General features: G+C 36.1%; 6 protein-coding genes. 2 read left to right on the top strand and 4 right to left on the bottom strand.

Translation table 11 applies throughout. The annotated features are described in order from the left end of the window. Positions 1–203: hypothetical protein (locus F6K54_RS35255; RefSeq protein WP_293088370.1), on the top strand; the 203-nt coding region annotated here is incomplete at its 5' end. A gap of 648 nt (positions 204–851) precedes the next feature. Next, positions 852–1,964 (top strand): mechanosensitive ion channel family protein, encoded by a 1,113-nt coding sequence (locus F6K54_RS35250; protein WP_293088368.1) that lies wholly within the window; start codon positions 852–854, stop codon positions 1,962–1,964. Between the two features lie 281 nt (positions 1,965–2,245). On the opposite strand, the gene F6K54_RS35245 is transcribed toward F6K54_RS35250, so the two are convergent. The 4 genes from F6K54_RS35245 to F6K54_RS35230 form a co-directional block, all read right to left on the bottom strand. Continuing rightward, positions 2,246–5,281 carry a hypothetical protein gene (locus F6K54_RS35245; RefSeq protein WP_293088366.1) on the bottom strand — a complete coding sequence of 1,012 codons (3,036 nt, stop codon included), beginning with the start codon at positions 5,279–5,281 and terminating at the stop codon, positions 2,246–2,248. A 220-nt stretch (positions 5,282–5,501) separates the two neighbouring features. Beyond that, positions 5,502–6,425: a DUF1822 family protein gene (locus F6K54_RS35240; protein WP_293088364.1), complete on the bottom strand. Its 924-nt coding sequence runs from the start codon at positions 6,423–6,425 to the stop codon at positions 5,502–5,504. A 209-nt stretch (positions 6,426–6,634) separates the two neighbouring features. Further along, positions 6,635–7,486 (bottom strand): hypothetical protein, encoded by an 852-nt coding sequence (locus F6K54_RS35235; RefSeq protein ID WP_293088362.1) that lies wholly within the window; start codon positions 7,484–7,486, stop codon positions 6,635–6,637. A 334-nt stretch (positions 7,487–7,820) separates the two neighbouring features. Beyond that, entirely contained in the window at positions 7,821–8,036 is a 216-nt protein-coding gene (locus F6K54_RS35230) for a hypothetical protein (RefSeq protein WP_293088372.1), read from the bottom strand. Positions 8,037–8,105: the final 69 nt, after the last annotated feature.

The following is an 8,105-nucleotide window of genomic DNA, read 5'->3' as shown; positions in this document are numbered from 1 at the left end:
GGGGTAGTGGGGGGAGTGTGGGGAGTGTGGGGAGTGTGGGGAGTGGGGGAGTGTGGGGAGTGTGGGAAGTGTGGGAAGTGTGGGGAGTGTGGGGAGTGTGGGGAGTGTGGGGAGTGTGGGAAGGGTGGGAAGGGTGGGAAGGGTGGGAAGTGTGGGAAGTGTGGGAAGTGTGGGGAATGTGGGAAGTGTGGGGAGATTCGTAAGTAGCACAATTTTTTATATAACTTTACCGAAAAATTCAGGTATAAAGCCTCTCCATTCATGGAGAAAAAAGCGGTCGTTTTGCTAGCGCATAACTACGTTATACCAATTTGAAAAAAGAATGTTACGAATAATAAGTGCAATAAAAAGATTTTACAGGAAATGTCCCTTTGACAAAAAAGAGAATTTACGACCTGAAAACTGGTATGAAATCTATTAATTCTGACTCCTGAATTGCAGGATTGCTGGATTCTAAGAAATACCCTAGCTATTTGTAGCAAACATTTATCAAATTGGTATTATATCATGTCCGGATAATTAGTGATAAAAAAACTTTCTCCTTCAACTCCAGTTCTTCTTCTTTCTTCCCTCTTTCCTCCTGACTCCTGACTCCTGACTCCTGACTCCTCCGTAGTTATTTATTTATCACTGTTCAACCGGACATGATATTAGCGGCTGTCGCCGACATGGCAAGCGTAGCATGACAAACGGAAAAAGCGGAGCTTCCCGTAGGGTGGGATGGCGAGGAAACCTGCGCCATATCCACGAGAGCAAGAGAAGAAAAAAAATCCTTTGATCCAATCCTCTTAATTTTATAAGAAGAGGTAATTCTAAATTCTAAATTCTAAATTCTAAATTATTGAATACTTATGGAAGCAATTTGGCAAATTATCAAAAACATCAAAATTCTGGATATACCAGTCATAATCATATTTTTTATAGTATTAGCTTTAATAGCAACATTAGTATTAAAACAATTATTAACTATAGTTGTGATTAGGCGGATTGAAGCTTTAACTCGTAATACCAAAACTACCCTTGACGATCAATTAATTGCAGTTATTAAAAAACCTATAGGATGGTTTGTCTATTTAATGGGATTGTGGGTAATACAATTAATACTAACAGATTATATTACTCCCCAACTAAATCAAACAATTACAGGAATTATTAATTTAGCAATAGTAGGTAATATAGCACTAATTGTTTATCGTACATCTCCTATTTTAGGAGAGCTGCTACAAAATTTATCAGCTCAAACAGATACCGAATTAGATGATATTATTAGCCCCTATATTCCGAAGTTATTTAGGTTAACTGCCATTGTAATTTTTGGTCTAAAAGCAGGAGAAATATTATTGGGAGCTTCTGCCACTGCAATTGTTGGTTTAATCGGCGGTGCTGGTCTGACATTAGGTTTATTATTTAAGGATGTTGTTGGTGATTGGCTGGCTACAATTGTTATTTATAGTGATAGTTTATATCGAGTAGATGACTGGCTTTTATTACCAAGTGGTCGTTGGGCGGAGGTTAAAAATATAGGTATTAGAAGTACAACTATTTATATTGGTTTTGAGGGAGCAACTCAAAAAGTTCCGAACTCTAAAATGATTGATGGTAGCATTAAAAATTTATCTCAACAGCCCAACGAGCAGAAGAAAGCATCTATTGATTTATATATTAAGATTGACGGTATTTCATCTAAAAAAGTAGTTGCTCTTAATGAGAAAATTCGACTAATTCCCAAAAAAATTGACCTTTTATATGATTCTTGTATGGTGAGATTTAATGGGTTGGAAAGAAATTCTCGCGTAATTAGAGTAATTGGATTTGCTAATGATTTAGATAATTATTCGAGAGCTTATGACCAGTTTAATTTGGCAATATTGGCTTTATTGGAGCAGGAGGGAATAGATTTATTTTATGTGAATATTTTGAGCGATACAGAAACTTATAAAACTTGGCAGTATCGTGAAAATTAGGCAATATAATTTAATATCATTTCCGGTTGAATAGTTATAAATAATAAGGGAGGAGTCAGGAATTAGGAGAGAAGAAAGAGGAGGAAAAGGAGAAAGTTTTTTTATCACGCTATTATCCGGACATGATATTACAGCATATTTCATATCAGTGAGGTACACTTATAGCGGGCAAGATGCCCGCACTGGGAATATTCCCTCGTTAACATCTGTACTTTATATACGACCGAATATGCTGTAAATTATTCCATTAATTACTAACGCCAAAAATATTTTTTATACTTCTATTTTTGTTGATTATTGTATCTCCATGCCAAACGTTCCTGGAGTAATCTATGAATAAATCGATAACCTCCTCCAACACGCTGAAGTAACATTTTTTCGGTGGCATAGTTGAGAAAGCGGGCGTAATTCCAGGGGGCTTTTTTTGTGAGGAAAAATGTGATGCGGAGGATTAGGTGTTGGAGAACAGGAAGCAAAAATGTTAAGACTATCATTAACGGCAAAAATCTAGAAACAAACAATAGTATTTTGCTGGTCAATTCAGAGTTATTTGATTTTGAAAATAGAAAAATAATTACTGCAAAGGGAAGAGTAATTATCGTCAATAAAACTCCATTTAATAAAGTTCGCCACATTCCTTCATTGGGATATTTTTTACTTTTCACTTCTCCACCTTTTAAACCTTCACCTATAGCAAGTATAGGAGGTGAAATTACTCCAATAACTATCGTAATTAAAACTAGCATTAAATTTGGGAGTAACAAAAATTCTAATTTTAAATCAGATGCAAAAAATAACAATAACGAGATTGAAGTGCAAAATATTTGAAATATAATGAAAAATATTAGAATATTTTTCTCTTCAAGAATATCTATAAAAAGATTTTTAGGATGATATATTAATAATATTTGTTTGAAAGATTCTCGGTATCTTTTCCAAGAAAATTTCATAATTTCTGTTTCAAGAGGATTAATGTAAATATATTTATTTTTTTTATTAGGATTCACAAATTTATTAGTATTCACCAATAACACCCCAGTAATCATACCAATTTGAGCAACAATAATATTGTCAATAGACGTAATTCCTATGAAATAAAAATAAATACAATTGCTATAAAATAAACCATAAATCCACTTATAAATTCTTTTATCCCTCTTACTATCCAACCAAGTAGGTTCCAAACTTTCAATCAAAAACTCAGTCAATGAATGTCTCTCCAACTGAGACGCCAACCACCCCAACCAACGCAGCGTCCTCTCATCACTAGGCATCCCCTTCCCATAAAACCGACTATCAACCCTGCGCTCCAACATCCTTACCACATAAGCATCCAACAAAAAATCCAACCGCTCATCCCCTCTCAACTCACCCCACCTCCTCAAAGAAACCTCCGCTACAACCACCATACTCAAAAACAACGGCACCCTCACAAACTCCAACAACTCCCCATCACCCCTCACCCACTCCCACAACTTACCCTTACCAAACCCCAACAAATAACCCTCCACCTGAACATCACTCAAAGGCAACAAACAAACCGCCCCATTCAAACACAACTCACCCCCAACAGACTCATATTCCTCCAACCGACTACACACCACCAAAAACCCAGGACGACACTCCCCCAACAAAAACCTATTTATCGCCTCCACACACAAACCCTGTCGAGACGACTCCAACTCATCCAAACCATCCAACATCGGCAACAACTGCCTACCCTCCACCAACCTCTTACCAATATTCCTACTCACTCCATACTTCCAGCGCAACTCCTCCACCAACCATTCTTCAATAGACTGCTGATCATCTCGCCAAGAAGATAAATTCAAAAACACAGGTATCCCCAACTCCCCATCCATCTGAGCACGAATAATCAACTCTTGCCCCAACTCCAACAACGTCGTCGTTTTCCCAGAGCCAGGGGCACCCAATATCAACAACTTACCTACCACCATCGGCTCGTCAAACACATCAATAATATCTGCTTCCGGGGATAATTTCAGAGTCGGGCGATCACCTATTTTCACGCTCACATCCCAAATACGTTTTACCTGTTGAGGTTGAAACTGTTTCGGAACATTAATTAATACTTCCATTTGATTATGCAAAGACTGACTCAAACGTGCCACTACTTCATGTTTGACTGCCTCCAATAAATTCTTCCGGTTACGCAACTCCTGACGAGTCAATAAATTCTCCAAATTCCAGTCAGCACCACCAACTCTACCCCCACTTCTACCCCGTAGTTGACTCCAAGTAGGAGGTGTAACTTTGCCATGATGAACTATTATTGGTAATTGAGTAACTCCTGGTAATTTTTTCTCAATTTCTGGATGTAATTCTTGTAACTTTTGTCGAGCTTGTTTCATAGCAATATAAACAGAATTGTTGTTAGTAAAAGAGGTGAGAAAGTATTTAAGAAATAGAGGAGCAACTTGGTCTGGTGTAATTTCTCGCCAGATAATAATAGTAATGCCAATATCAGCCAATTGTTGAGCCAAACCTAAACCATCACAGGAGTTAAAAATAGCTAATTGTAAACCTTGTTGTTTAGCAGTTATGAGAGTATTTCTAATTTCTTGGAAGTCTAAATATTCTTGGGAGTTGAGATGAATAATACCGGAGTGTTGTTGATAAGTTTTACTGTGACCGGAAAAGATGATTATATCCCAAGCTTCATCCCAGAGTTGAGCAAAGTCTTTGCGTTTGAGGGGTTGATTTGATTGTGGTAAAAATTTAGGTATTGCTCCTCTTCTTCTAAGTTTTTGAATTAAGTCTTTGTCTTGGGAAATGTTGATACCTGTGTTGTCTCCGAGGATGCCTAATATTCTGACTTGCCTGGGTATTTCAGAGATGATACTTGGGGTATTTTTTCCTTCGGAAAAGCTGAGTATAGTTTCGATTTTCTGATTTTCTGAAAGATATATTTTTCCCCAAGGAAGTTTATGTAATATTTCTGCAGTTTGGGTGTCATCAATATTTTGAGTATTGAGAATAAGGATAATTTTTTCATTGTGAGGAATTAGGTTTTTTATGGGTGTGAACCAGGTATTTATTTCTTGGCAGAGTGCTTGATAATAATGGAAACATTCGGAGCTAGAAATATTAGTAACTTGGTGTTTTTTGAATCCTGATCTAGGGGTGGGGGTGAGGGAAATATATTGTTGTTGCCAGTTTTTGTATAAGTGGGTAATTTGGGGAGCAGGTGGTAAGATTGTGGTAAATTTTTGGGTTTGATTTAGTTGGATAGTTATAGAATTGAAGCCTTCTGAAAAATTGCCGGAGTTGAGGTAGATTGTGATTTTGTTTTCCATGGTTTTTTTGAAAAATGAACTGCTTTGATATTGAAATAAATTAGTAGGTTGGGTTAAGCGGTAGCGCAACCCAACAAAACTTCTTGATTATTGTTGGGTTTCCTGCCTCAACCTAAGCTACAAAGTCTGCTCCAAAACAAGTGGATTTGATATTATTTTGTATCAATGTTGGGTTTCCTGCGTCAACCCAACCTACAAATTCCTTCTTCCTTCCTGAAAGCTAAACTACAAAATTTTCAACTATTTCTGCATCATCTAAAATGACTTTTACAGAAAAACATTTACCAGAAATTTCACTAAATTCTAACTGAATTAATTGGTCCGCTGCCCTAGATTCTACTTCCTCAATATCTAATTCTAATTCGATTTTTAACCTTAAACCAGGAGGCAAATATTCCTGTGTTCCAATAGGATAAACTTGCACTAATACTCCCATATCCGAATCAACTTCTGGCTGAATAGTAATAACTAAAGCAACTTTTTGCTGATTTAAAAGTAAACCAAAATCTATAGTTTTTGCTCTTTTAACCGTATCAACAGAACTACTTTTAGCAAAGCCTAATCTTGGGGTTAAAACTGCTTCAGGAGGCAACCAAATTTCCTCAAAAATTCCAGTAAACCAATTACCTAAATTAACCAAAGGATTCTGGGGTAAAACTTCCTGTTTATTTTTCTCCAAAAATTCAAATAAATTATCTAGAGGTTGTAATTCTGCAAGAGATATTTTTTCCGGTAAATTGTTCTTAACTGCTGGATAAAATCCTAAAATTTCCACCTTGTCTAAACTTTGCTGAAATTGCACTGCCACATAACCAATAAAATTTTCAGTTATATCTAAACTGGCAGAAAATTCTGTTTCTCCCGGCAAAATAGGCATACAGAATAACTGCTGATTTTCTACTATCAAATCAGTGGCATTAAACAATCCAGTTAGCAGCGGATTAAAACTATTTGTCTGTTCTAAATTTGTCTCAAATTCTAACCATTTCAGTAAATGAGAAACAGCAGTAACAGCCAAAATATTTAAGTAAACTTGTTTAGCAATTTCTGGATGAGATTGTTGGGCAGCTAACGCCGATGCTTTTTGATGTTTTTTAACATCTAAAGGTACAATAACTGGACGTAATTTAGTGTAATTATTCATGGTAAATTTATCCTAAAAAATGTTGATTATACCTGTTGCCAAGGTAGAAGGCAGAAGGGAATATTGGTTCAAAGGGAGCTTGTTGATAGCATTTATCCATAGCAAAAAATCAAAAAAATCCTGTATTTTATCATGGTTATATTTTCTTTTACCTGTTACCAAAAATCTAGGTAATTGTTAATTATTAATTATTCATTATTAATTATTCATTATTTATCGTTCCCTATTTCTGCAAGAAATCTACTGTAATAATCCAAATTATTCTCAATATCAATAACAATTTCCCGTAACAAAGGCAAACATTTGCGCTGCCAATGAGCTTTCAGAGTTTGATAATTAATTCCCTGTTCTTTAGCAAAACTTTGCCATGTTTTTTTCGGTTCCGCAGCAACTAAAGTTATCCGTTTACTACTTTTTTTAATAGTTAAACCTTTGCGACTTCTAGTAATAACCCAATCTTCCTTAACTGTGATTTTTTCGGCGCGATCGCTCAAATAAAAGTATTGCACTATAGTTTGAGCATTACAGTCAGGATAATTTTGTGGATGACAACTACTTAATTTTCCGTCTGGATCTGTTTCGATATACAATTCCAAAATTAAACCTTTGTTTTGAGTTGTTTGACTTTCTTCCTGCTGCATCAAACTATCCAACGAGTCTAAAGTCGGATAAGTAAAACCATCATCAGATAAATTTTCAATCCATTCTCCCCCATCCTTATCTGGTTGCGTGACATTCAGACTCAGTTCCTGAGGATGGCGACGGTATAAGTCGAGAATGTCATATTTGAGAAACCCATTCACCCACATAACATAATGCTCCCGCAACGTCGAAGCGGAAACTTGGTCAATATCTGCGCGATCGAGAAACTGTGCCAAATTTTTTCGGACATCAAATAAAGTATTATTAAGCGCTTCCAAATAATTTGGGTGAGCATCTCGGCGAATACCAGGGAACCGACAAGTTAGAGTTAATAAACTGCCCATTGTTTGCTGATATTTCAGACTTCCAGTGGGACAGTTACAGATTTTTTGTAGGAGTTGTTTAAGTTTTTCGTCCATTACTCTAGACGTTAAAGAAAAAAAAGCCTCTAAATATACAGTCGAAAGCTTGTCAAAAAATTATGCAAGGCTATTTTATTTCATGGAGGGAGTAGGGAGTAGGGAGTAGGGAGTAAGGGAGTAGGGGAGTAAGGGAGTAGGGGAGTAAGGGAGAAATAATTGATAAATAACAGTGCGATAATTGATTTTATTTCATGGAGGGAGTAGGGAATAGGGAGTAGGGAGAAATAATTGATAAATAACAGTGTGATAATTGATTTTATTTCATGAAGGGAGTAGGGGGGATATCTCATATTTATTCCCCTCTCTTCCCTCTTCCCTCTTCCTTCTTCCTTCACGTTTGAATCAATTTTTCTGCTAATTGAATTGCTTCAGCTTTAGTAGAAATTTTCTCCTCAGCTCGTGCTAATTGAATTTCTGTCAATAGTTGACCAATTATCGGACTTTTGGGTAATTTTAAGACTGTAATTAAATCATTTCCGTTCAATAAAGGAGTGGGGTGAGCAACTTGATCTTCTGGATTAATATAACGTTGAATTAAACAATCAATTTCCTCTCTTGATATTCCTTTTGCTAATGCTACAACTGCTAGAGCAGGAAATTTTTTTCCTATATCTTA

The organism is Okeania sp. SIO3B5, from assembly GCF_010692555.1.
Lineage (GTDB): Bacteria > Cyanobacteriota > Cyanobacteriia > Cyanobacteriales > Microcoleaceae > Okeania.
The sequence above is the reverse complement of the archived record's forward strand: the minus strand, read 5'-3'. Positions and strand labels throughout refer to the sequence as shown.